Here is a 24,354-nt window from a genome sequence, read left to right as displayed (position 1 = left end):
GGTATTATCCAGATATTAACTCCGATTAATGATCTCGTTCCAGGGAGGAGATTCATTGTCCAAATTCGTATATTTTTTTGGAAAGGATGTAACTGATGGCAAAAGTAGTATGAAAGACCTGCTTGGAGGAAAGGGCGCAAACCTTGCCGAAATGGCAAATCTTGGTGTTCCCGTGCCGCCTGGCTTTACAATAACAACCGAAGTCTGTGTACTTTACCTTAAACAGGAAAAGTACCCGGAAGAAGTGTTAAAACAGGTCGACGAGTCAATCGAGAAGCTGGAAAACATAATCGGCAAAAAGCTGGGAGATCCTGAAGACCCCTTGCTGGTCTCGGTCCGTTCCGGAGCCAGGGTGTCCATGCCGGGGATGATGGACACTGTCCTGAACCTTGGGCTCACGGATGAATCCGTCATCGGACTTACCAATAAGGTTAACGATGAACGGTTCGCTTATGACTGCTACCGAAGGTTTATCGCCATGTTCGGGGACGTGGTGCTCGGTGTAGAATTCCGGAAATTCGACTCATTGATCGAGGACAAGAAAAAGGAACTGAAAATAAAATCCGACACAGAACTGGACGCACAGGCCTTAAAAGAGCTGGCTGAAAGGTTCAAGGAACTTATCAAGCTCGAGAAAGGGTTTGAGTTCCCCCAGGACCCGAAAGTCCAGCTTCAGATGGCAATTGACGCTGTTTTTGACTCATGGAATAACCCAAGGGCCATCACCTACAGGAAGCTCAACTCCATTGATGACAGCTGGGGTACGGCCGTAAATGTCCAGAGCATGGTTTACGGAAACATGGGAAACACCTCCGGGACCGGAGTGGCTTTCACAAGGAACCCGTCTACCGGAGAAAAGAAGTTCTTCGGAGAATACCTCATCAATGCCCAGGGCGAAGACGTGGTTGCCGGGATCCGGACCCCGGACTTTATTAATACTCTTGGGGAAAAGATTCCCGAAGCCTACACCCAGCTCGTAGACATCTGCCAGAGACTCGAAGCCCACTTCAAGGACATGCAGGATATTGAGTTTACAATCCAGGAAGGAAAACTCTACATGCTGCAGACCAGGACCGGAAAGCGCACAGCTGCCGCAGCCGTGAAAATCGCAACGGACATGGTCGAAGAAGGGCTGATTGACAGGGAAACCGCAGTCACAAGGGTCCAGGCCGAACACATCGACCTGCTCCTTCACCCGAGGATTGACCCTGAAGCCAAACTCGAAGTAATCGCTCGCGGGCTTCCGGCATCTCCGGGAGCAGCTGTCGGGAAAGTCGTGTTTACTGCCGAAGCTGCCGAAGAAATGGCTGAGAGGGGCGAAAAAACCATCCTTGTCAGGACCGAAACTTCCCCTGAAGACATCGGCGGAATGGCTGCTGCCCAGGGTGTCCTGACCGTCCGCGGCGGAATGACATCTCACGCTGCCGTAGTCGGGAGAGGCATGGGCAAACCCTGTGTGGTAGGCTGTGGAGAAATCTCAATTGATTCAAAACATGCCCTCTTCATGGTAAACGGTTACACGATTAAAGAGCATGACTACCTCACCATTGACGGGAGCACGGGAGGCGTGGTCCTCGGCTCCGTGGAACTGATTGACGCCGAGATCAGCGACGACCTGAAGAACCTTCTCACCTGGGCCGATGAAATCCGGACCCTGGGAGTCAGGACAAACGCCGACAACCCGGCCGATGCAAGCCTTGCCCGCGAACTTGGCGCAGAAGGGATCGGGCTTTGCAGGACCGAGCACATGTTCTTCGGAGAAGACAGGATTCCTGCAGTCAGGGAAATGATCATGGCCGAAGACGAAAAGGCCCGGAAGAAAGCCCTTAAGAGACTGCTCCCCATGCAGAAAGAAGACTTCCTCGGAATTTTCCGCTCAATGGAAGGCCTTCCTGTTACCATCAGGCTGCTTGACCCGCCTCTCCACGAGTTCCTTCCGGACAAGGAAGAACTTGACGAGAAACTCAGGGAACTTGAAGCATCAGGGGACTGCGGGAAGATCGATGAGGTAAAGAAGGTCATCCAGCGGGTGGTCTCACTTAAGGAGCTCAACCCCATGCTCGGGCACAGGGGCTGCAGGCTCGGGATTACCTACCCGGAAATCTACGACATGCAGGTGCGGGCAATCATGGAAGCTGCCTGCGAACTTGCAGCTGAGGGAATGGAAATCGCCCCTGAGATCATGATCCCACTCGTGGGCCTCGTAAAGGAACTCTCCCTCACCAGGGAGGAAGTCTGCAAGATGGCAGAAGCGGTAATGGCAGAAAAAGGCACAAAGATCGACTACAAGGTAGGGACAATGATCGAACTGCCGAGAGCTGCAATCATCGCGGACAAAATTGCCCAGGAAGCCGACTTCTTCTCCTTCGGGACAAACGACCTGACCCAGACCACCTTCGGGTTCAGCCGGGACGACGTATCCAAGTTCGTACCCATCTACCAGAAGGCAGGTATCCTTGAACACGACCCCTTCGCAGTCCTGGACCAGGAAGGCGTAGGCGAGATCATGAAAATCGGAATCCAAAAAGGCCGCTCCGCCAAACCCGACCTCAAGATGGGAATCTGCGGAGAACACGGCGGCGAACCGAAGTCAATCCTCTTCGCCCACAGTATCGGCCTCAACTATGTAAGCTGCTCTCCCTACAGAGTCCCAATCGCAAGACTCGTAGCCGCCCAGAGCACCCTTGCATCCAGAAACGCAAACAAAATCTGAACCTGGAAATTCAGAAATTCAAAAAAACAGGCAGGATTTTCATCCTGCCACAACCTCTCTTTTTTTAAAAAATCGGCTTCCTCTGAGCGCAGCGGATAAACAGGCACCAACCCGGAAAAAACTTGCACAAAAAGAAAAAATCAGTGCCCAAAATCCTGAAAATTTCCAAAAAAATTAGGAAATTACAGCAAATACTACTGCAAGTCTCCATTTCAAGCGTAAATCCCCACTTCAAGCCTTAAATTCGAAAACTGACTGGAGATTTAAGTCAGAATTTATCCGAACGCTCAAATCCAACCTACTTTCCGCAGATGTCTCTTCGATTTTCATAATTTTTTCCGCTATCGTTTTTTCTGAAAATTTCTTTGGTTATAGGACTTACGCACTTGAAATGTAAAATCAGGCACATGAGGACTCGTCAACATTATTTGGGTTTATACAGTTAAGTCTTTTCCGCTCGTGGTTTTCAATTCAACTGCGTAAGTCCTAGGTTATTCAAACGTTTGTTTTTGAAATGTCCTACACTTTTCGACCTTTAACTTTATTGAAGGCTTCTAAAACCCGCTCCCCGGAGATTCAGTTGAGATAATTATTGTAGATTGTTGAGAAATTATCCATAAACGATAGCAGGAAAAATGTTATTTTTTTGAGAACATCTGCGGAAAGTCAGATCCAAATTTTAACCCTCTTGAAACAAAATAATAAGTCCGCTTGAGCGAAGCGAAACGGACTTCGTGCTGCCGATGCGAAACTCGGCCGAAACGGACCGCGTACTGCAGAGCCGCAACTCTGCTGGCGCAACTCTGCTGGCAAAGAAAAAAGAAATGCCTCAAATAGAGGCAATCAATGGTTCCTTGAAATCATGTAGTCGGCAATCTGGAGGAGGAGATCTTTTTCAGGACAGTCTGCCAGGACATCCAGTTTTGCCTTTCCCTGTTCGATGTAGGAAATTGCAAGGCCCTTCACATAATCGATGGACCCGCATTCGGTAAGTATCTGTAAGGCGGCTTCGGTTTCTTCCAGGGTAGCTTCACCCTTTCCGAAGATGTCAAGTTTCACACCTTTTTTGAAAGCATCGATTACGATAAGGGTATATTTCCCTTCCATAAGGTCGCTACCCCTTACTTTCCCGAGCACTTCCTGGGGTGTGATCATGTCCAGGACATCGTCGTACATCTGGAAACCAATTCCGATCAGGCGCCCGTACTCGGACAAAGCCTCAGCAACTTCATCAGAAGCCCCGCCCAGGAGAGCCCCGATCTTGGCAGCGGCTGCGTAGAGGACAGAGGTCTTCTTTTCAACCATCTCCAGGTATTCGGAATCCTTCACAGTGTCCCGTCTTTCAAAGTCCATATCGAGCCACTGGCCTTCGCAGATCTCGGTACAGGTCTTCGAAAGGACGTCCATGCATTTCAAAATTCTCTCGGGTTCGTTATCGATTCTGGAGAGGATCTCAAAAGCCTTGGAGTAAAGGGTATCTCCGGCAAGGATTGCACCTGCTTCACCCCACTTCACATGGACTGCAGGCATCCCCCGGCGGACGTCATCCTTGTCCATGATGTCGTCATGGATCAGAGTGAAGTTATGTACAAGTTCCACGGCCACCGCTGCAGGCAAAACAGATTTGAGGTCGGAACCGACGGCTTCCGCTGCCAGAATAAGGACTGCGGGGCGAAGACGCTTTCCCCCGGCGTCCACAAGATAGCGGGAGGCCTTATAAAGCTCCTCGGGGTGGGTTACGGGAAGCATTTCGGCAATGGCGGCATCCACATGGACACTTCTTTTTTTGATCTCATCAATCAGCGTCATAAACATCACAAGAATACGGAATATTGCTCCTTATACAATTACTCTTCGATATATAACACTTCACCGTTTCGGAGAAGGTGTACCGTATCTCCAAGCACATACCCCGCATCTTCCGCCATCTCGATGTAATGGCCGTGCATCTCCATATCGCCGTGGGCAGGGATCACATGTTCCGGATTGACCATACGCAGAAGCTCCCAGTGGTCTTCCCTGTATGCATGTCCGGAAACGTGTACATTGTCATAAATCCTGGCGCCCCGCATCCTGAGCTTGGTCTCAAGCGCATAGCGGTTGGCCTGGGTCATGGGGCTGGGGATCACGTTTGCAGAGAAAATAACCCTGTCTCCCGGCTCAATTGCATAAGGAGTTTCCCCGTTTGCAATCCGCACAAGGATGGAACCCGGTTCTCCCTGGTGCCCGGTAACGATTGGGAGGTACTTGTCCTTGCCTTCCTGCATGATACGCCTAAAAGCCCTGTCAATATCCTTCCTGAGCCCGTAGACCTCCACATTGGACGGCAGCTCAAGGTAGCCAACGTCCCTGGCAGCCCCTACATAGCGTTCCATTGAACGGCCCATGAGCACAGGGACCCTGCCCATCTCTTCTGCAGCCTCAATGATCGCTTTAAGCCTGGCAATGTGGGAGGCAAAAGTCGTAACGATCATCCCTACATCCGACTCCTCGGTCCCGAGCAGCACATCCCGGACCATGTCCTTTGCAATCTGCTCCGAAGGGGTCTTTCCGGAACGCCCGGCATTCGTGCTCTCCGTAATCATTGCAATAACCCCTTCTTTTCCCAGGGATTTAAGGCGTTCGAAGTCCGGGGCCTCGCCCATGGTAGGAGTCCTGTCCAGCTTAAAGTCACAGGCATAGAGGACCGCACCTGCAGGGGTGTGGATAGCTGCAACAACACAGTCTATGATGCTGTGCTGGACGCGAATGAACTCGATTGAAACATCTTCCGTGACCTGGTAAGTCCCGCCTGCGTTGAGAGGGATCACCCTGTTGCAGACCTCAAACTTGCGCTCAGCTTCGATCTGCTGCTTGATGATGGCCGTTGTGTACGGGGTGGCCAGAATCGGAGCGTTATACCTGTGGGCAAGCTTTGAGATTGCACCTACGTGGTCAAGGTGCCCGTGGGTACAGACGATTGCCCGGACTGTCCCGTTGATCTCCTTCATGATGGTGTCATCAGGGATCGCACCCATCTCGATAAGTTCGAGGGAGTGCATCTTATCGATTTCAACATCCTCATGAATCTGGACCCTGTCAAGCCGAAGCCCCATATCCAGAATGATAATATCTTCACCAATAATTACGGCAGTCATGTTGCGGCCCATTTCGTTGTAACCGCCGACTGCAACAATTCCTATTTCAGTCATGTCCTAAAACCTCTATTTAATTCCTTGATTCTTATTTTGATTCTGGTTCCTCAATGGGAATTCCTTTAAATACTTATGAGAGTGAGCCCGGAATCTCAGAAAACGATTCCGGGAAAGACCATGAAGCAATGACCATGAATGTGGATATATATCTGAATATATATTAGATGTGAATATAGAATCAGCCTCAAAATCAGCCTCTGCAGACTCGAGCCTGCAAAAAAACTTCCCCGGCACTTATATTTTCAGTTAATAGTCCTGAGACGGACTACATCACTTATAATATATATTTGTTTCATTATACAAATATTTCAGTACCTTTCGGGAGTTTTCGGGAAAACTTCCATCCTGTCCTCTACTCAGATTCCCATCCTTCATCCGGGTTCCTTACCGGATTCCGGCAACTCCGGCACTATTTCCGAGCCATCTATCCCGGCTCTTACCTTCTCTGCCTGGAATGATTCCACCAAGGGTCCGATTTTAACGTACTGGCTGAATTACGGGTCAGGTTTCTGTTTTCAACTGACTTTAAACCGATCTTTGATTTAATGTAATTCCTTATCCATCAATCTACTATGGACTGATTCTCTATCCAGCAAACTTCTAAGGAAATAAATTCCTTAAATTCAACTTGTCAGGCCAGGAAATAATTCCTTATTCCAATGGTCTTTCATTCAATTGACTAATTCTATTCAACAATTCCTTATTGAAACAATTCCTTAATGGAACAATTCCTTAATGGAACAATTCCTTACTGAAACAATTCCTTACTGAAACAATTCCTTATTCCAATGGTTCCTTTATTCATTCAATTTTCTATTCAACCGGTTCTACGAAAACGATTCCTGAGCTAACTGGAACCGATATTAGACCGATTTCCGATAGTCTAACCGAACTGGTATGAGAGTGATTTCAAGACCTCAAATGACATTTGAAATGCTTCGAGACCTCAAATGAGCATAATAAAGACTGATTATCTGTACCCTAACCTCTAAGGGATAATAAGCTAATTATCTTTTCCCTGGTTCCATATAACAGGAACCCACTTTTGATATATATAAGATTCTTCTTTGAAGCCTGTTACAAGCTTATTACAGGACCTTATTATAAGGTAATAATATAAGATGATATGGAAAGGTAAACAGGAATTATATTCCTGAAATGTTTATTCTTCAAATGTTTCCCAGAAGTGTTTATACAATATCCTGCGGCACGGCATAGTCTTTTACATTGAAACCGCGCTGGGTCAAATACTCCAGGGTCCAGCCAGTTATAACCACGGGCGCATTGTGCAGGTCCCGGATGGAGCCACACCCGCAGAGGAACATTGCAGCCCTGAACTCGGCCAGCATGCGGGAAAGGACTCCGGCAACGGCTGTTTTGCCCTCAAGGGCAGGCCCGACAAAAGGAAGGGCCGAACTTGCCGCACTGGCTCCGAGAGCAATGGATTTTGCGATGTCCAGTCCTGTCCTGACCCCTCCTGTTGCTATGGTCGGGAGGGAAACCCTGGACTCGATTATGCTGGCAACGGTGGGGATCCCGAAGTCCCAGAAAAGTTCACCCAGGTGCTCCGAAAGTGAGTCCTCGCGTTCCCGGGCCCTGTAGACCTCAACTCCGGCCCAGCTCGTGCCTCCCGCACCTCCCACATCAATGGCCGAAACCCCGGCTTTCTGGAGGAGGAGGGCATCTTCCCGGGAGATCCCTGCCCCTGTTTCCTTGACGATCACGGGAACGTCCAGAAGAGGACAGATCTCGGCAATCATATCCAGGCAGCCTGAGGCATCCCTGTCCCCTTCGGGCTGGATGGCTTCCTGTAAAAAGTTAAGATGAATGGCAATGGCGTCGGCATCGATCATTTCAATAAGCTTTTCCACCCCTTCGACACCGTACTCCCGGATCTGGGCCGCACCCACATTCCCGTAAACAAAGGCGTGTGGGGCCTCGTCCCGGACAACTCTGAAAGACGCTTCCTGTACAGGGTCATCGATTGCAGCCCTCTGGCTGCCGACCCCTATCCCGACCCCCAGCTCCTCGGCTGCAGCCGCAAGGGCAGCATTTACGGGGACGGTGTCCGGGTGCCCGCCGGTAATTGACGCGATCAAAAAGGGAGCTTGAAGGCGTTTTCCCAGGAACTCCACCGAGAGGTCAAGCTCATCCATGTTGAGCTCGGGAAGCGCCCTGTGGATCAGGGTCACGTCCTCAAAGCCCGCACTGACGTTCCGGGCCTCCACGTGGCTTTCAGCGCACAGTTTAAGGTGTTCGATCTTTCGCTTTGAGGTGGTATTGATCATGCTTAATTCCCTTTGTCCGGACTGATCCTGGTCCCTATGGGTTCCCCACTTAAGAACCGATGTACATTATCCGCTTTTCCTGCATTGAATATATATGAAGTAATACATGACGTTTTGCTAAGATCGAGAAGTTCCCGGACCTTCCCGAGCATGCCACCAGTAACGTCGGTGTTGCCCGAAGCCCCGATGCAGCCCCTGAACTCCTCAAAGTTTCCAGGCGTTATCTCCGGCACAGGCTTTCCATCCTTATCCAGAACTCCGTCCTCAGCCGAGCCCAGTCCCAGCCTGGTGACGCCCAGTTTCTTTGCAAGGTAGGGCACGATCTGGTCTCCCGAGAGAATGCAGGCCCCAAGCTCAGTGTCCATTACAACGTCCCCGTGCAGCACCGGGACAAAGCCCTTCTCGAGCATGAGTTTTATGTTGTCAAGGTACATGCTCTCAATCCGCCCGTTTTTACAAACCGTACAGCCCATGGGATGTACTGCTATAGCCCTTACCCCGAAACGGTTCAGGGAGTTTACCACAGTGGCTGCAAGTTTTTTTACGGACTCGTGAGTAACAATAGCCCCTTCAGGGTCAAACTGCCGGTCAAGCCCGTATTTTTTGGCGTAGGTATGCCCGAAGGAACCGGCCCCATGGACAACGATCATTTTTCCCCGGTACCCCGAAACTTCCCGGGCAATCCGAAGGAGATCTGCTTCCCTTACTACACCTTCATCCGCGCCCTTGTCGGTAATGACGCTGCCGCCCAGTTTCAGGATAACCGTTTCGGTTGATGTGTTCATGCCTTATCACTTGTCTTTTTTTAAATCGATTGCAATTCCAATTCTGAAAGAATAATCATGAATAAATTTCCGGAATGAACTCCCGGAACTGGCCCCTATAGAAAAACCAGGTGCTTCCAATAGAGAGCCCTGAGCCATTCAAGGAGTATTTAGAGTGCTACTGGAGAGTATTGGAGAGGTATTGGAGAGATATTCAGGAGCTACGGAGTCAACCGGGGAGCTATTTAGGGAGCTACGGAGTTGTTTAGAGGAACATTAAGAAAGCCATTAAAGATTCCCGCCCTGAGAACCCCTTAAACTACTACTACCACCATTCCCCTCAGATCAGTCCACCTTCAGGCCCTGCTCCGTAGGCCTTGTAATAATAACCCTGCCGCCAGCATTTTCGATGGCCTCGGCGACCTGTGTGCAGGAATCAGCGGCTGCAAGAGCGACCATGCAACCCCCACCTCCGGCTCCCGTAATTTTTGCCCCGAAAGCCCCTGCTGTCCGGGCAGAGTAAATGAGCTGTGAAAGTTCAAGGCAGTTTACCCCAAGGGCATCTAGCAAGCCCTGGTTCACATTCATCAGCCTGCCGATAGAAGGATAGTCCCCTGCAAGGACCAGAGCCTCCCCAAGCCCGGAGATGCGGCCGATGGAGGACATGAGAGGTCCGATTAATTCGGGATAAGTCTCACGAAGCCTCCGGACACTGGCAACAAGTTCCTTTGTGGAAGAAAAAACGCCGGTATCACCTATAACGATTCCGCAGTCTGGTGTTTTCAGCTTTCTCCTTTCCGGAATGAGGACAAGCCCACCAAAAGTGGAAACGTAGGTATCCGTAGGGCTTGCAGCGCCCTGGACCCCGATCTCGATTTCGTGCCCGAGTTTTGCAATCTCTTCAAGGGAAAGGCCGCAGCCGAAAAGTTCATTGAGAGCCCCTATGCTTGCAATTGTCACGGCTGCGGATGACCCGAGCCCTGAACCCACCGGGATTTCGGAGTCAACGGTTAAAAAAACGCCTTCTATGGGAACAAGTTCCCTCATCTTCTCAATGACAGCGGAAACATAAGGGTGTTTTTCAAAATCAATCCCTGTTTTGCCTATCTGGGACTGGATAAGAATGGAATCGCCAAATTCTGCCCGGACCCGGGTCCTGAGCTCGACCGCACACGCTATAGCGGGTTCTCCGTAAACAACCGCATGCTCTCCGAAAAGGTAGATTTTCCCGGGTGCAGAACATGAAACCATATTAATCTCCTCTTAAATTCTCCAAGTTCCATTGAATGCGATTCTAATGAATGAGTGAATGTAAATTTACGAAATGGTAAATGTAAATTTATGAATTGGTGAACGTAAATTTATGAATTGGTGAACGTAAATTTATAAAATAAAAGCAAAATCCGCAAAAAACTTATCCCGGATCGATATACCCCTTCATTTTCCTATAATCAAAAACGATCGAAATATCATTTATCCGCGAAATATTATTTACCCACTAAATTACCTGCGAAATATCGCTCACTTGCGAAATCCCATTATTCCACGATGATTGCAGCGTACCCGACAACTGCGTCCGTATCCCCGGAAACATCTCCGCTGTTAGCATATTTGAGCAGAGTGGCGTGGGTTCCTCCGAGTTTTTTGGATGCGGTAAGCATTGCAGCGATGGGCCCGTAACCGCATACGGAAGCATTCCTGCGGCGGAGGCGGTCGTACATTAAGGACACGTCCAGGTCCAGGACGGCACCTATAACATCCAGGTCCGTTTCCCTTGCAAGTTCTGCGGGCTGGTAGTGTGTAAAATCACTGGATGCGATAAAGACCACTTTTTTTCCGCTATCGGAAACAAGGTCTGCAGCGAGGTTTCCCACCTCAAATGCAGTCTCTTCGTCCTGCATGCCCATACAAATGGGGAGGATCCTGAAATCCTGTCCGAAACGGTACTGAAGGAAAGGAAGCTGAACTTCTATAGAATGCTCGTACCTGTGCCCCAGTTCGTCAACGTCGGCAATGCTCCCAAGGAACCCTTCGGCGAGGTCAACATCAGCCTCAATGGTCCCGAGAGGAGTCTCCCACGTGTCCCTTGACACAGAAACGGGAGAGCCGTACCCCGTATGGTTGGGGCCAAACAGGACATAGGTATCGGCTTTAGGGAGGGCTGCATAGGCATGCGCAGCCACCTTCCCGGAATAAACGTACCCGGCATGCGGGCAAACAGCCCCGAGGACACTTCGTTCCCGGACCTCCAGACCTTCGAAACACCTTTTCAGTTCTTTCTCCAGATATTCAGGACGCAGGGGATAGAACTGCCCTGCAACTGCTGGCTGTCTCATTACTGATCACCCATACTTAAGATATGGGTCTTTTAATAAAACCCTTGCAGTGCAGGACGGGTATTCCGGGATCAGAGCGGGGTTTCGAAATCGCCCATCTCGTAATTGAAGGGGGTATTGTTAAATTTGGAGATTTCCCTTGCGAGCAACCAGTAGATAAGGGACAGAGCTTTTCTGCCTTTGTTGTTCGTGGGGATCACAAGGTCCACGTTGGAGGTCAAGTTGTTGGTATCACAGAGCGCTACAACGGGCACTCCGATGCTTGAAGCCTCTTTCAGGACCTGGGCATCTCCTGCCGGGTCGGTTACGATCACTACGTCAGGTTCAAAGAAACCATAGATCTGCGGGTTTGTAAGAGAACCGGGGATGAACCTTCCAAGCATTGCCCTTGTGCCGAGTGCCCTGGAGAACATCCTTGCAGGGTGCTGCCCGTACTGCCTTGAAGACACTACGAGGATCCTGGAAGGGTCATACTGGGACAGCAGCCTTGATGCAACCTTGATTCTCTGGTCTGTTGACTGGATGTCAAGCACGTATAAACCGTCGGTCCTGACCCTGTATACGAAACGCATCATATCCTGGGTCTTCTGCTGAGTCCCTATGTGAACACCTGCAGCCAGGTATTCATCAATGGACACAAGGGAAGTAGATTCTTCCCGGGAAGAAGCTGCCTCCTCTGCGGGCGCTTCTACAGGCACGGCCTCGGTTTTTGCTGCTTCCTTTTCAGGTGCAGGTTCTGCTTCAGCCAAGACTTCCTCTTCAGGAACAGGCTGTGCTTCGGTTTCCTCCTGCCCTGTTTGCTCAATTTCCTCCATAAAGTCACCTCATAATATAGAATCAACAATAAAACATATTCAGCATCTGAAAATGTATCCCATGACGTTTTCAATTGACTTTCCGTTTAACTGTGATAGGAATAACTCCGGCTTTCAACTCTTCAATTGCGACGCCAAGAGGATCCAGCCGCCCGTCATCTTCGACCAGGACAGGAGCTCCCATCGCAATCTGCAATGACCTTGCACCGATAATTCGTGCACGCTCAAACCGGGTATACTTTTCCTTGCCCAACTGATCACCCTGAGACTTAAAAACGCTCCGATGAATTCTGATAATCAAGAAGCATGATAAATTCGATGTTTCAGTACAGGCCGTAAAACCAGCACCCTAAAAAATAGGGAATGGGACCGCTGAGATTTGAACTCAGGTTCCGGCGTCCCGAACGCCGAAGGATGGGCCAGGCTACCCTACGGTCCCTTACTGGTACGGGGAAAGCACGTCAACAAGTTCAACATGGCTTAAGAACATCCTGCGGCAGCAGTAGCGGGTGATCCCGAGATCATCCAGCACTACCGCCCGATCTTCGCCATCGTCGACGCGCTTCTTGTACTCATCCCAATAGTTAGAGATTACCTTTCCACACGAGAAACATCGGACTGGGATCATGGTTGTCCTTACCTGTAAGACTTCTGGTATTTAGCTCTTGCTCCAGGCCCACCAAAGTTCTTGGATTCTTTCTGCCTGGAATCGCTTACAAGTAAACTGCGGTCGTAGGTTGCATAGTTATCCCTGAGGGCAGTATCGTTGGTCCATTCCACGATACCTCTTGCAACTGCGGTCCGAACCGCATTAGCCTGCCCGACGATTCCGCCTCCGCGGACATCCACATTGATGTCAAGCCCGGAAACAATCTCATCCCCTGCAATAATGAGGGGTTCGGAAATTTTAAGCTTTACAAGCTCAGGAGCGTAGAGCTCGAGAGGAATTTTGTTGATCCTGACCCTACCGGATCCTTTCTTGACTGTTGCACGTGCAGTTGCGGTCTTGTGCTTTCCAGATGAATTGACTACTTTGACCATGAAGACTCACCCATTAGAACTTTGAACCTAGCTTTTGACTTACTTCGCCAAGTTCCACGTAACGGTTGGAACTCAGGTGCCTCATGTCGGCGTCATCAAGGGTGATCATATCGGCACCCTTAAGCTCTGCGGGAATACCCACATAAACTTTGAGCCTTGACATTGCATCCTTGCCTCTTGCCCGCTTGTAGGGCAGCATACCACGGACCGTCCTCTTCAGGATACGTTCCGGACGCTTTGGGAAGTAAGGCCCAAACTCTGTTGCACCCCTCACCCGGGTTTCCCGGTACTCTTTGAGGGTTGCTGCTCTTGAGCCTGAAATCACGGCTTTTTCGGCATTCACGATAAAGATATTTTCGTCACCGGAAAGCAGCTGTTTAGCAACCACGCTTGCAAGACGCCCCAGAATAAGCCCATTTGCATCGATAACCGTCATCTTCTACACCTCAGAGGAAAATCCGGATACCGGACCCTTTCGGATTTGATTCCATGATCTCTTCGATACTCAGGCACACGCCACCGGCTTCAGTGATTTTGTCTACTGCAGACTCGCTGAAGTTTACAGCCGCAACAGTCACCGGGTGGTCCAGAAGGCCCGCACCCAGAACTTTTCCGGGGATAAGCAGGACATCATTTTCGGCGGTATGCCTGTTGATCTTGCTCAGATTCACGGCCGCATAATTCCTGGTCGGCGTTTCAAGGCGTTTCGCGATGTCCTTCCAGATGGGGGCGCTGTCGCCATTTGCCCTCTCTTTCAGGGTAAGAATCAGGGAAACGATTCTTGGATTTGTTTTTCGTGTAAGTTTTACCAGTGATTTTTTACCCAATGTATGTTCCTCCGCAAGATTCTAGCAAATCCCACTTACGCGAACTGAATGTACCGCGTTCGAACATTGCTGTAACTACCGCCCGGAGGCCCGAAAGCCCGGAACGGCAAATTAAAGATCAAGCGATTAGTCGGAATTGGTATGATCTGAATAACATTTCTAGTACATAAAGATTATGCGTAATCTGAAAAGCCAAGCACCGCCCCTGCGACCTTTTCGAAAATTGCATCGATATCACACCCGAACATCCGGGCTACGATAAGAGCTACGACCCTGATATCCACAAGGTAAGAAAGCCGGTCCTGCATGGAATTGATTTCCGAGGCCAGGGTCTGTTTATTAACCCCCGTATCTGCGGAAATGAATTCCAGGACCTGTTCAAAGGAGATCTCTTCCGAAGGGCTCTTTCTCGAGGGGCCACCGGAACTTTTCCGGCGTTCCAGGTCCCCCAAAAAAGACTCCGCAGGTTTGAACGCGTGGGGAAGCCGGACAGTTTCCACATCAAACCCGGGAACAAGAACCCCGTTTTTGAGAGAAAGCAGGCCTGCCTCAAGGGCCCTGTCCTTTACCATCGAAGCGGCCTTCGGGGAGAACCATTTCAGGTCGAAAGCCAGGGAAAACTCAAAATCCTTTTCCGAAAGGGAAGCTGCAAGGTTTTTCTTAAAAGGAGCCGAAACTACACGTTTGAATTCTTCCATCCACTACCCTCATAAAACAACTAAACCGGGAAAGAGAATATTAAGGAAATATAACGATCTCAAAGATAACATCTGAAAGATAATGATCTAAGAGATAATAATCTAGAGATAACGATCTAGAGATGACGATCTAGAGATAACGATTTCAAAGATAACATCTCAAAGATAACGATCTGAGAGCCTATTGACGGGTCCCCTGAGCTCCACTCAGGAAGAGGAGCAGAGGGAAAAAAGTACCCCGGACACGGCACCCCACAGCCCTGAAGCCGCGGGGGAACAAAACGTTTACCAGAGCACTTCTTACTGTAAACTATTTCTGCAAATTAGATAAGCAGGTTACTTGAAAACCTGCTTTTCGATAATTCAACCGGAAAAGGCTCAGAGCACGACAAGTTTGGCATTGAGGATTCCGGGCACCTGCCTGAGCTCTTCGAGGATGGCATCGGGCACGTCGGAGTCAACGTTAAGGGCCATCAGGGTGACGCCTCCGACTTCCGACCTTCCTACCTGCATGCCGGAGATGTTGATGTTGTTCTTGCCCAGAGTCATGCAGCAGGGGCCGATAACATTAGGCCTGTTGATGTGCTTGGCAAAGATCATGCGCCCTGCCGGGAAGATGTCCACACGGTCTTCGTCCACGGCAACGATCTTGGGCTCGTCCCCAACAACGGTTCCGGCAACCAGTTTAGTGTTTTCTCCTCCGAAAAGCCTGATGCTGATGGTAGAAGAATACTCCTCCGAGGACTCGGACTTGCTTTCAACGACTGCGACCTTCCTGGACTTGGCGAGGGCAGGGGCGTTGACGTAGTTTACCCCGGCACCGAGGGCCATTTCCAGCAGGCCTTTCAGGGCAGAGACGGTAAGGGGACGGGTGTCCTTTCCGGAGATCTCCCCGTTGTACCCGATTTCAACCTTTTCATAATTTTCGTCTACAAGCTGCCCTGCAATCTTACCCATAATCTCCGCAAGCCGGATGTAGGGGGCAAGGACTGCCATGGCTTCGGGCTTTACCGAGGGGATGTTGACTGCGTTCTTGGCAGGCCCGCCCGTAAGGACCGAGACGACCTCGTTTGCAATGTCGATTGCCACGTTGACCTGGGCTTCCTGTGTGGAGGCACCGAGGTGAGGAGTTACGATGACGTTGTCGAATTTCAGGAGAGGGTTGTCAAAAGGCGGTTCTTCGACAAAGACGTCAAGGGCAGCCCCTCCGACCTTTCCGCTTTCCAGAGCTCTTGTCAGGGCTTCTTCGCTGATGATTCCGCCGCGGGCACAGTTAATGATCCTGACCCCGGGCTTCATAAGGGCAAACTGCTCATCATCAAGAATGTTACGGGTCTCTTTGATAAGGGGAGTATGCACTGTAATGTAGTCAGCCTCTTTGGCAATTTCGTTTACAGTACCGAGCTTGACTCCTAGCTCTGCAGCCCGCTTCTCGGAAATGAAGGGGTCATACCCCATAAGGTTCATTTCCAGCCCTGCGGCCCTCTTTGCGACCTCGGACCCGATCCTTCCAAGCCCTATGATTCCCAGGGTCTTGCCCTTGACCTCAACACCCATGAACTTGTTGCGCTTCCATTCCCTGGCTTTCAGGGAGGCGTTGGCCTGGGGGATGTTCCTGGACATGGACATTATCATGGCAATGGTGTGTTCTGCCGCCGAAATCATGTTGCCTTCGGGGGCATTGGCCACAATGATCCCTTTCTTTGTCGCTGCGTCCACATCGACGTTGTCGACTCCGACCCCGGCCCTTCCTACAATCTTCAGGTTGTCGGCTGCCTCGATAACCCTCTGGGTGACCTGGGTACCGCTGCGTATTACAAGGGCGTCGAAATCCCTGATCTTTTCCACCAGTTCGTCCTCGGAAAGCCCGGTCGAAACGTCAACCGTGAAATGCTCCTTAAGAATTTCCAGACCTTCGGAGGAAAGTGAGTCACTGACCAATACTTTCATGTTAATTTTCTCCAGATAAATAAAGTAAATGTGAGATAATAAGACTTCAACAAAGAATACCAATCAACTTAATCACACTTAAGCATTATCACCCTTTTTCGGGGCTCAGCCTGATCCATTTTTTTGATACGTACACGCGTTTATTTATCCCTGCATGGTTAACCGACCAGCCGGATGATCCCTATCCTCGGCTCGTAACACTGCCCACTGGAAAGCAGCGAACGCACCACCTCTTCCACGACTTCTTCCGGAATGCCCCTCGAAACTGCGGCATCAACAAAAGCCGCATAGTCGACTCCCTTGAAAGCATTCATCTCCCGCAGCAGTTCCAGTACGAACTCTTTCTGGTCCACTTCGGCCCCGGCAGAATCCCCTGCATCGAAATTCAGTGCCTTGAGGCCTTCTTTTACGGAAATACGAAGCAATTTAGCAAATTCCCCGGGGGCACGTTCCCGCTCAAGGACAATGGAAATCCCCTCAGCAAGCTCGGAGGAGACACCTCTTTCAAGCAGATACTTTTGTAATTCTTCCCCGTGGTACCCGCTTGAGAGAGCATCGTAGAAGGCCTCAAGCCTCTCAACAGTCTGCTCTGCGGTATCGACAACCCACCTGTTACGGATCTCCTCATCCACGACATTCGCTTCTTCAGCCCTGACCGAGACAAAGACCGAACCGGGTTCGGGTTCGTAGATGCGGGCTTTTCCCGTAAGGGCAATGAAAGACGGGACCTCCACCGTAGAAAAGAAAATGGAAGCTTCGGGCTGGTACTGCCCTGCATAGACCGTAAAAGCCCCCGTCGGGTCAACAATCCGGGCTTTCCACATCTCGTTTTGTGTCCCTACGCTGTCAAGTTCCGTGATGACACCTACCACAAAGACGCGGTTGAAGATAAGGCCAAGGGGGCTGATAAGCAGGTTTGGGGTTTTGGAATCCTTAGAAGCAGCCTTTTCTGCCGCATCCGGGGAAGGCTTTTCAAGCTCCCTGCAGGCCTCAAACTCCCTTGCAAAGACCCTTTTTGCAACTTCCCGCTTAAGCAAAGCCCTCACCTCCCTCGGAACCTGCAATTTCCCGTACCTGCCCGTCCGTTTCATCGGAACCGAGCCTGTGCAGTAGTTCAACGACCCGGACTGCTAGGTCATCTTCGGGTACCCAGGCACTTTCCGCCACAAAAGAGATGCCGTATTCGTTCAATGAAGAATTCCCCCGGACTGCAAGGTAGCGGCCTGTAAGGATTCTTCTCAGGTCTTCGTAAACTGCGTCTTTGGAGATGTCCGAGAACATGAGCTCTTCAGCTTCTTCCAGGGTCTTTCCGTAGATAATTTCCGCAAGCTCCCTGGAGAACATCACAGACATCGTCCCGGTCCCGTCGTCAAGTACGGCCTTGATCCGCATGTCCCTGATTCCTTCCACCTTTCCGTGCACCCGGCAACTCCCCTTCTGGACAGCCCTTCCGCATTCCGGACAGCGGGAGATGATCCCGGAACCCGGCCGGACCGAGACCACGTTCCCGGCAGCTGCAATGTCAAACATGCCGTCCCTGGCCGCTATGTCTTCAATTTTCAGGGGAGAGGGATCCTTTCTCACGGAATCGAAAGTAAAAGCAAGCTTTTTTGCCTCTTCTCCCCCGACGGGAGAAACCTTCGTGCCGCTCAGGATATTGACCGAAGGCATTCCCCGGAACATCCGGACCTGGGCCTCCTCGATCCGGACAATACTTCCTATGTCTACTCCCGGAAGCTCAGTCCATGCCGTAAAAGGCAGCCTGCCGGTCTCGTCTGCAAGCACGCCGGAAATCACTCTGGACTGTTTTCCCCGGACCATTACCTCCCTGTGGGAGAGCTGGAGCACACAGGCTATTGTGCCAACCGAGAAATCCGCAGCCCCTACCTCAAGCAGTTTCTTTGTTGGGCTCTTAGAAATTTCGGAAATGGGGGGGAGACCGGAATCCGGGACTTTCGACACTGTAGACTGCTCCCCTATGGAGAGCTTGACCCTGTTCTGCCAGAGGCGTGTATAGGCATTCCTGACATTGATGGCGTCTCCGACCGAGCAGTGCAGTACCTTCCAGGAAGAAAACATAACTGACCCGGTTTCGTCTGCAAGGACCCCGGTGTAGAGCCTGGAAGGCCTGTCCTGAGGAGCCCCCTCCTGAGGGCGGATCGCCTTTTCCCCGATGTCCAGGACCCTGCCCGTGATTTCAAAACCCTTAAGGTTAGCCGAAAGATCCTTTACCTTCAGCACCCGCTGTTTTCCCCCGAACTTGCGGAGTATGCTCTCTTTTGCAACTTCGGGCGGTACACGAAAAGCGAGCAGTTTTTCAAACTCTGCCCTTATGCCACTCTTTTCAAGGTCTCCAAGCGCCCTGGTTAGCTCTTCAAGATGGGGCGCAATTTTTTCATCCATATTAAGCCTCCTTTCGAGACAATCGCAAAGGTGATTGAGATTTTGCAGTAATTCAGGTTTTGTAACTGATATTTAAGGCTAATTATAGGAAGATATAAAAAATTAATTCTTACGCTTTCGAAGGAAAATTGTTCAGAATCTCTGTTTCCAAAAATATAATCGGTTTCGGGATAAAATTACCTTCCTGATAATTACAATAGAATTCCCTCCGGAAGCAAACCAATCGGATAATCGGATGCTTTAGGCTTTTTCAATGTAAAGAGCAGGATGAAACGCCCGGGGGGAATAAAAACAGGGAGAATGGGGGAACTGAAAATGAAAAGAAAGAACAAAATAAGCTCATTATTTGCCTTTATGATAGCGATTGTAGCCATTCTGGCAGTCGTTGGCGCATGTTCTACGGCATCTGCCGAAACCCTGGTTGTAGACCCTGAGGGGAAAGGGGACTACACTGGAATCCAAGAGGCAGTAAACGCCGCAAATCCCAGGGATACGATTTTAGTGAACCCTGGCACATACGAAGTAAACCTCAAAGTTGACAGGGAACTGAAAATCTGGTCCGACTCAAGAAAACCCGGTGACACCATAATCAGGGCAGCTGACCTGGCCGAAAATGCTGTGGAAATCGGGGCAGATAGGGTGACCTTCAGCGGGTTTGGCATAGAAGGCTCTGAAAAAGCCGGAGTTTACCTGAAAGGGGCGGACAACTGCTATATAAACAACAACGAAATTTCGGGTTCCGAATACGGGATTCACCTGGAAAATTCGAGCAGGAATGTCATGAGTAATAACGTCCTGTCCCTGAACGAAATTGGGATCAGGCTTGAGGCTTCCGGGAAAAATACCATACAGACAAATGTCATCGCCTATAACTACGGGTATGGGGTCTCCCTGGCAGAAAGCACAGGCAACCAGATCTATGACAATTATTTCAAGAACGTTGAAAACGTCGAAGAAAATGCCGAAAACCAGGAGAATTTCTGGAGTATTGCCCTTACAACAAAAAAGAACATTGTCGGGGGCCCGTATATCGCCGGGAACTTCTGGGCCGACCTTGAAGACACCGGTTACAGCGAAACCTGTACGGATGAAAACAGCAATGGCCTATGTGATTCCCCATATGAAGTGAAAGGAGGAGGAAACGATCAATCCCCGCTTTACCCTAAAGTCCCTGCAGCTATTACTGCCCTCGAAAGCAGGCTTGACCCGACAGCCTATGAGGAAGGCCTGGCCTCAAGGGGAGAGGAAGAGCTTGATACGGAGACCCCCGAAGAGGGAGGAGTAGAAGAAGGAACAACTGAAGAAGAAGCTGAAGAGGCAGAAACAGAGACCGAACCTGAAGGGGAAGAAGAGGAAGCTACTGAGGAAGAGGCTGCAGGGGAAACTAACGGAGCTCCCGGACCTGGGCTGGGGATTGCGGTGCTTGCTGCAGGAGCAGCGTATCTCCTGAGAAAGAAAAAATAAAGGGACAAATTGTGACAATTGAGATACTCATACAATTGAAATATTTTGGAAAAAATAGTCAAAATTGAAATATTTAGAAAAAATATCAAAATAAGAAGGAAGCTTTCGATCAGATCACCCACGAGCAAAATACTCTATTAATCTCTTCTCTCTCATAGGGTTGATTCCACAGAAGTCGAAGCTTTATAGCCGGGCAAAACGGTCCGGCTATTCCTAATATAGAGTTCTCTCCTTACCTTCATGGCATATTTCGTAGCCAGAAGATTCGATAACGAGCCCTCTACTCAGTCCTGCGAACTACCCTGACATAAATTTAACCAACTATTAGATTGAAGTATACTGGTTCTGAATGATGCACATATCGGTCACGGCACTTGAAGTGTGGCTGGGAACTGAAATTTGCAAACCAGAAACCGTTAAGAGAAAAACATCAGAAGAAAAGAATAGAAGGATAGAAGAAAAGATTTAACCCATGATTAAATAAGAATCCGGCCTCATGATGCTGAAAAAGCAAAATTAGGAACGCGGCAGAAGAAAGAAAAAGGAAAAGAAAAGTATCCCCGCACACTGCCACACGTTAACAGCGTGAATCTTCTGGACATTATATGAACTAAGTAGGAAAAGAAAGTAACATTTCATTGGCAGAAAGCCATTACCAGAAAAAAGCTTATTATTAATTTAAAAGAAAATTAATCAATTTATTTCAATTTTAAGCGCTAATTAAGCTATTTACAGATATTTTTTTAAAATAAATCCAAATTGCCTACCCAATATGAATAAAAAGCCCCAATTTCTTTTATTATGAATTAGAAAAAAATCACATTTAACATTGTGAACAATAAAGAAATTAGTATGATTTTTCAGAAACATAAATTCAAAAGGCATAAAAATGAGTCATTTGTAGTAGGAATCGTGTATATAAATACACTAATATAAAAATTTAGAAAAAATTCGATATAAAAGATATATGGGAGTTGTTGTTTTTTCCGACCTTCACTGAAAGAGTGGAAACTCTTTGACGGTATACATAATAAATATATAATTGGAGTGACGGGGAGATGAAAGTAACCAGAAAACAGGTAATGTGCATTTTAGTTGTCTTTGCCATGCTGATGAGCGTCAGTGCGGCAGCAGCAGCGAATTTGATGGAAGAAAAGGACAAAGGAAACAAAGGAAACGATGAGAAAGGAAAAGTTGGGTACAAACAGTACAAAGGAGGAGACCACCCGAAGCCGAATATTGAAGCAAAGGCAGCTGGAAACAAAGGAAACGATGAGAAAGGAAAAGTGGGAGATAAACAGTACAAAGGAGGAGACCACCCGAAGCCGAATATTGAAGCAAAGGCAGCTGGAAACAAAGGAAACGATGAGAAAGGAAAAGTTGGGTACAAACAGTACAAAGGAGGAGACCATCCGAAGCCGAATATTGAAGCAAAATCAACCTGAGGCAACGGAAATCCAGGGAATACTGGACCGGACGGGCCTACAGGACCGATCCCACCTAAGAACGGAAATGCACCCTGGATGGAGGAAGGAGAGTAAGCAAGAAGAATAAACAAGAAAAATAAGCAAGAAGAGTCAGCAGAAAGGTCAGCCAGAAGAATTCAGGAATGAGAAATAATCAATACGGCTGAAAAATATAAAAACAACATCTAGAGAGCTGGAGGTTTTGGAAATCAAAGGTGTCTGGGGTTTGAACAAACCTATTCAAAATCCCGACACCAATTTTTAACATTCTTGTTTTGCAGACAACGTAATTATTTGTGGGCGAAGTAAGCCACGACTTCTTCCCCGCTCACGGCGTCGATCTTGCAGAAGCCGAAACGCTCAAACTGGACTATTTTATCAAGCTCGGCTGCAATCCCGCGTTCTCCGATTCCTTCGATGTCACCTTCGGGGCCGCGCACTTTTACGGGGATGCCGTCTACGGGTGCCCAGTGGATGATCTTGCCCTTTGCTTTCTTGAGGGCTTCAAGGGAGGTTTCGGAATGCTTTGCCTGCAGCGGGGAAAGGGACGTTATCTCGACGTTGCAGAGGTCTTTTAAGCGGAGGACGGAGCCAACTTCCAGTTTTTCAACGTCTTCCTTACAGACAAGGACTTTATTTCCGACTGCAATTTCCCGAACTCCACGGGCGTGGTCCGTGGGGTGGAGGGGGAGCTTTGCAACGGTTGGCTCTGCACCTTCGATTTCCAGTTCCACCGGGTCCCAGACAAAGAAGTAGCGGTTTGCAACCGGGTCCACTATTTTGCGGTTTTCGGCATATAAAGACTCCATACTGATGCTTACGTCAGTGGTCCCGACCCCCATTTCAATCATGAACTTTTTGAGGGCTTCGGCCCGGATCCCGCGGCGGCGGATTGCACGGATGGTGGGCAGGCGGGGATCGTCCCAGCCTGAGTATATCCCGGACTCGATATCTTTTCTGAGGGTGCTGGTGCTGAACTTCCCGAACTCATGGATCTTGACCCTGCCCCAGTGAGTGGTTTTGGGGTAGGTCCAGCCGAAGTATTTGTAGATGTAACCCTGGCGCTTTTCGCTGTCCATCAGGTCCTTGCCCCGGATGATATGGGTCATGCCGAGTTCGTGGTCTTCAATGGCTCCTGCAAAGTCCAGGAGGGGCCAGACAATGTACCGGTCCCCGATTTCCGGGCGGGGGTGGGACATCTTCCTTATCCTGAAAGCGCCCCAGTCCCTCAGTGCCGGGTCCTTGTGCTCGATATCGGTCTTGATCCTGAGCACGGCTTGCTGGTCCTCATATTCCCCGGCAAGCATCTTTTCCCAGTGCATGAGGTTTTCTTCCGGGCTTGTGTCCCTGTGCGGGCAGGGCTGTTTGGCATCCTTGAACCTCTTGAAATCTTCTCCCTTGCAGAAGCAGACGTAGGCTTTACCCATCTCGATGAGCTTTTTCGCGTAATCGTAATAGACCGGGAAGCGGTCGGAAGCATAGACAACCTGGTCAGGCACAACCCCGAGCCATTTGAAGTCGTCCACGTACCAATCATAGGCTTCCAGCATGGGGCGCTTTATGTCGGGGTCGGTGTCGTCAAAGCGCAGGATGAATTTGCCATTATAGATCTTCACGTACTCGGAATTGACGACCATCCCGCGGGCACTCCCCAGGGTCCCGGGCCCGTTGGGGTTCGGGGCAAAACGCATGACAACTTTTCCGGGTTCTGCCCCTTCCAGGGGTTTCAAGCCTTTATCGGGCTCCTTCTTCACGCTCAGGGCTTCTATAAGCTCGGGAGCTATTTCCGAAAGCCGGGACTCCCAGGCTTCAGGGTCCCCTTTTTCGATTTCGGAAACGATAGCTTCAAGGGCCGAGGATACGGCATTGGGGTCGGGCCTCAGGTGGGGGCACTCCCCCATTACCTTGCCCATCACAGCTTTGGGCTGGGGGGCTTTCCCGTATTTTACAGCATTTTGAAGGGCGTATTTTTCAATTGTTTTAAGGTCTTCAGGACTTAAGGTCATAGAAGATTCTCCAGATCACAAAAAATGAATTTGGATTCGATAAAGCTGAGAAGTCAAGTGAGAGGGAACAACTGCCGGACTTGGACAAACCGGTAAGTTCGGTAAAACATGGAAATAGGAATTATAAAAAGTCACCGAAACCCGGAAAACTCACCTGAAAAAACCGGAAGGATGAAAGATGGCAGCGCAAAGCTGAAAGAAGAGAAACTGGCAGAGTGAAAGCTGAAAGAAAAAAAGCTGGCAGAGCGAAAGTTGACAGAGTAAATTGAGTCAAAAAAGCAAACCTAGTAAAGCTGAAAGAAGAAAAACTATCAGAGTAAGCTGAAAAAAGAAAAACTAGCGGAGTAAAGCGGAAAGAGCGAAAACCGAAAAGCAGGAAGACCCCTCAC

Annotated in this window: 20 protein-coding genes and 1 tRNA gene; 3 read left to right on the top strand and 18 right to left on the bottom strand. The window is 49.5% G+C overall.

Going from position 1 to position 24,354, the window contains the following annotated elements:
* The first annotated feature begins 55 nt into the window (after positions 1-55).
* On the top strand, positions 56-2,713 hold the full coding sequence (ppdK, locus tag FTO70_RS02615; protein ID WP_255334142.1) for a pyruvate, phosphate dikinase: 2,658 nt from the start codon (positions 56-58) through the stop codon (positions 2,711-2,713).
* A gap of 843 nt (positions 2,714-3,556) precedes the next feature.
* Here ppdK and FTO70_RS02610 read toward each other — a convergent pair.
* The 17 genes from FTO70_RS02610 to FTO70_RS02530 form a co-directional block, all read right to left on the bottom strand.
* Positions 3,557-4,522, bottom strand: coding sequence for a polyprenyl synthetase family protein (locus FTO70_RS02610; RefSeq protein WP_255334141.1), 966 nt, complete (start codon positions 4,520-4,522; stop codon positions 3,557-3,559).
* 38 nt (positions 4,523-4,560) lie between these two features.
* Positions 4,561-5,904: an RNase J family beta-CASP ribonuclease gene (locus FTO70_RS02605; RefSeq protein ID WP_255334140.1), complete on the bottom strand. Its 1,344-nt coding sequence runs from the start codon at positions 5,902-5,904 to the stop codon at positions 4,561-4,563.
* Positions 5,905-7,097: 1,193 nt separating this feature from the next.
* On the bottom strand, positions 7,098-8,195 hold the full coding sequence (gene fni / locus FTO70_RS02600; protein ID WP_255334139.1) for a type 2 isopentenyl-diphosphate Delta-isomerase: 1,098 nt from the start codon (positions 8,193-8,195) through the stop codon (positions 7,098-7,100).
* 2 nt (positions 8,196-8,197) lie between these two features.
* On the bottom strand, positions 8,198-8,980 hold the full coding sequence (locus FTO70_RS02595) for an isopentenyl phosphate kinase (protein ID WP_255334138.1): 783 nt from the start codon (positions 8,978-8,980) through the stop codon (positions 8,198-8,200).
* Positions 8,981-9,304: 324 nt separating this feature from the next.
* Positions 9,305-10,210, bottom strand: a complete 906-nt coding sequence (locus FTO70_RS02590) for a mevalonate kinase (RefSeq protein ID WP_255334137.1) — start codon at positions 10,208-10,210, stop codon at positions 9,305-9,307.
* Positions 10,211-10,497: 287 nt separating this feature from the next.
* On the bottom strand, positions 10,498-11,295 hold the full coding sequence (locus FTO70_RS02585; RefSeq protein ID WP_255334136.1) for an MEMO1 family protein: 798 nt from the start codon (positions 11,293-11,295) through the stop codon (positions 10,498-10,500).
* 71 nt (positions 11,296-11,366) lie between these two features.
* Positions 11,367-12,110 carry a 30S ribosomal protein S2 gene (rpsB, locus tag FTO70_RS02580; RefSeq protein WP_255334135.1) on the bottom strand — a complete coding sequence of 248 codons (744 nt, stop codon included), beginning with the start codon at positions 12,108-12,110 and terminating at the stop codon, positions 11,367-11,369.
* 70 nt (positions 12,111-12,180) lie between these two features.
* A complete protein-coding gene (locus FTO70_RS02575; RefSeq protein WP_255334134.1) occupies positions 12,181-12,363 on the bottom strand; it encodes a DNA-directed RNA polymerase subunit K in 183 nt (60 codons plus the stop codon).
* A 111-nt stretch (positions 12,364-12,474) separates the two neighbouring features.
* Positions 12,475-12,549: transfer RNA gene (locus tag FTO70_RS02570), tRNA-Pro, on the bottom strand.
* A complete protein-coding gene (locus FTO70_RS02565) occupies positions 12,550-12,738 on the bottom strand; it encodes a DNA-directed RNA polymerase subunit N (RefSeq protein ID WP_255334133.1) in 189 nt (62 codons plus the stop codon).
* A gap of 8 nt (positions 12,739-12,746) precedes the next feature.
* Complete coding sequence (locus FTO70_RS02560; protein ID WP_255334132.1) at positions 12,747-13,151, bottom strand: 30S ribosomal protein S9; 405 nt, start codon at positions 13,149-13,151, stop codon at positions 12,747-12,749.
* Between the two features lie 13 nt (positions 13,152-13,164).
* Entirely contained in the window at positions 13,165-13,587 is a 423-nt protein-coding gene (locus FTO70_RS02555) for a 50S ribosomal protein L13 (RefSeq protein WP_255334131.1), read from the bottom strand.
* Positions 13,588-13,597: 10 nt separating this feature from the next.
* A complete protein-coding gene (locus FTO70_RS02550; RefSeq protein WP_255334130.1) occupies positions 13,598-13,978 on the bottom strand; it encodes a 50S ribosomal protein L18e in 381 nt (126 codons plus the stop codon).
* A 173-nt stretch (positions 13,979-14,151) separates the two neighbouring features.
* Positions 14,152-14,676 carry a DUF2240 family protein gene (locus FTO70_RS02545; RefSeq protein ID WP_255334129.1) on the bottom strand — a complete coding sequence of 175 codons (525 nt, stop codon included), beginning with the start codon at positions 14,674-14,676 and terminating at the stop codon, positions 14,152-14,154.
* 378 nt (positions 14,677-15,054) lie between these two features.
* A complete protein-coding gene (gene serA / locus FTO70_RS02540; protein ID WP_255334128.1) occupies positions 15,055-16,626 on the bottom strand; it encodes a phosphoglycerate dehydrogenase in 1,572 nt (523 codons plus the stop codon).
* Between the two features lie 158 nt (positions 16,627-16,784).
* The gene (locus tag FTO70_RS02535; RefSeq protein WP_255334319.1) at positions 16,785-17,672 is read right to left on the bottom strand and encodes a DNA-binding protein; all 888 of its coding nucleotides are present in this window, start codon (positions 17,670-17,672) and stop codon (positions 16,785-16,787) included.
* Positions 17,656-19,029 carry a Single-stranded DNA binding protein gene (locus tag FTO70_RS02530; protein ID WP_255334127.1) on the bottom strand — a complete coding sequence of 458 codons (1,374 nt, stop codon included), beginning with the start codon at positions 19,027-19,029 and terminating at the stop codon, positions 17,656-17,658. Before FTO70_RS02530 ends, FTO70_RS02535 begins: the two co-directional genes overlap by 17 nt.
* A 315-nt stretch (positions 19,030-19,344) precedes the next feature.
* Here FTO70_RS02530 and FTO70_RS02525 point away from each other — a divergent pair, with 315 nt between their 5' ends.
* Together FTO70_RS02525 and FTO70_RS02520 are read left to right on the top strand one after the other, a co-directional pair.
* On the top strand, positions 19,345-20,493 hold the full coding sequence (locus FTO70_RS02525) for a nitrous oxide reductase family maturation protein NosD (protein ID WP_255334126.1): 1,149 nt from the start codon (positions 19,345-19,347) through the stop codon (positions 20,491-20,493).
* A gap of 1,058 nt (positions 20,494-21,551) precedes the next feature.
* A complete protein-coding gene (locus FTO70_RS02520; RefSeq protein WP_255334125.1) occupies positions 21,552-21,938 on the top strand; it encodes a hypothetical protein in 387 nt (128 codons plus the stop codon).
* A 311-nt stretch (positions 21,939-22,249) separates the two neighbouring features.
* Here the strand turns inward: FTO70_RS02520 and FTO70_RS02515 are convergent, their stop codons facing one another.
* Positions 22,250-23,965 carry a glutamate--tRNA ligase gene (locus tag FTO70_RS02515; protein ID WP_255334124.1) on the bottom strand — a complete coding sequence of 572 codons (1,716 nt, stop codon included), beginning with the start codon at positions 23,963-23,965 and terminating at the stop codon, positions 22,250-22,252.
* Positions 23,966-24,354 lie beyond the last annotated feature (389 nt).

It is taken from the genome of Methanosarcina sp. KYL-1 (genome assembly GCF_024372725.1).
Taxonomy (GTDB): domain Archaea; phylum Halobacteriota; class Methanosarcinia; order Methanosarcinales; family Methanosarcinaceae; genus Methanosarcina.
Note: the sequence above shows the minus strand (reverse complement) of the source record. Positions and strands in the feature narration are given on the sequence as shown.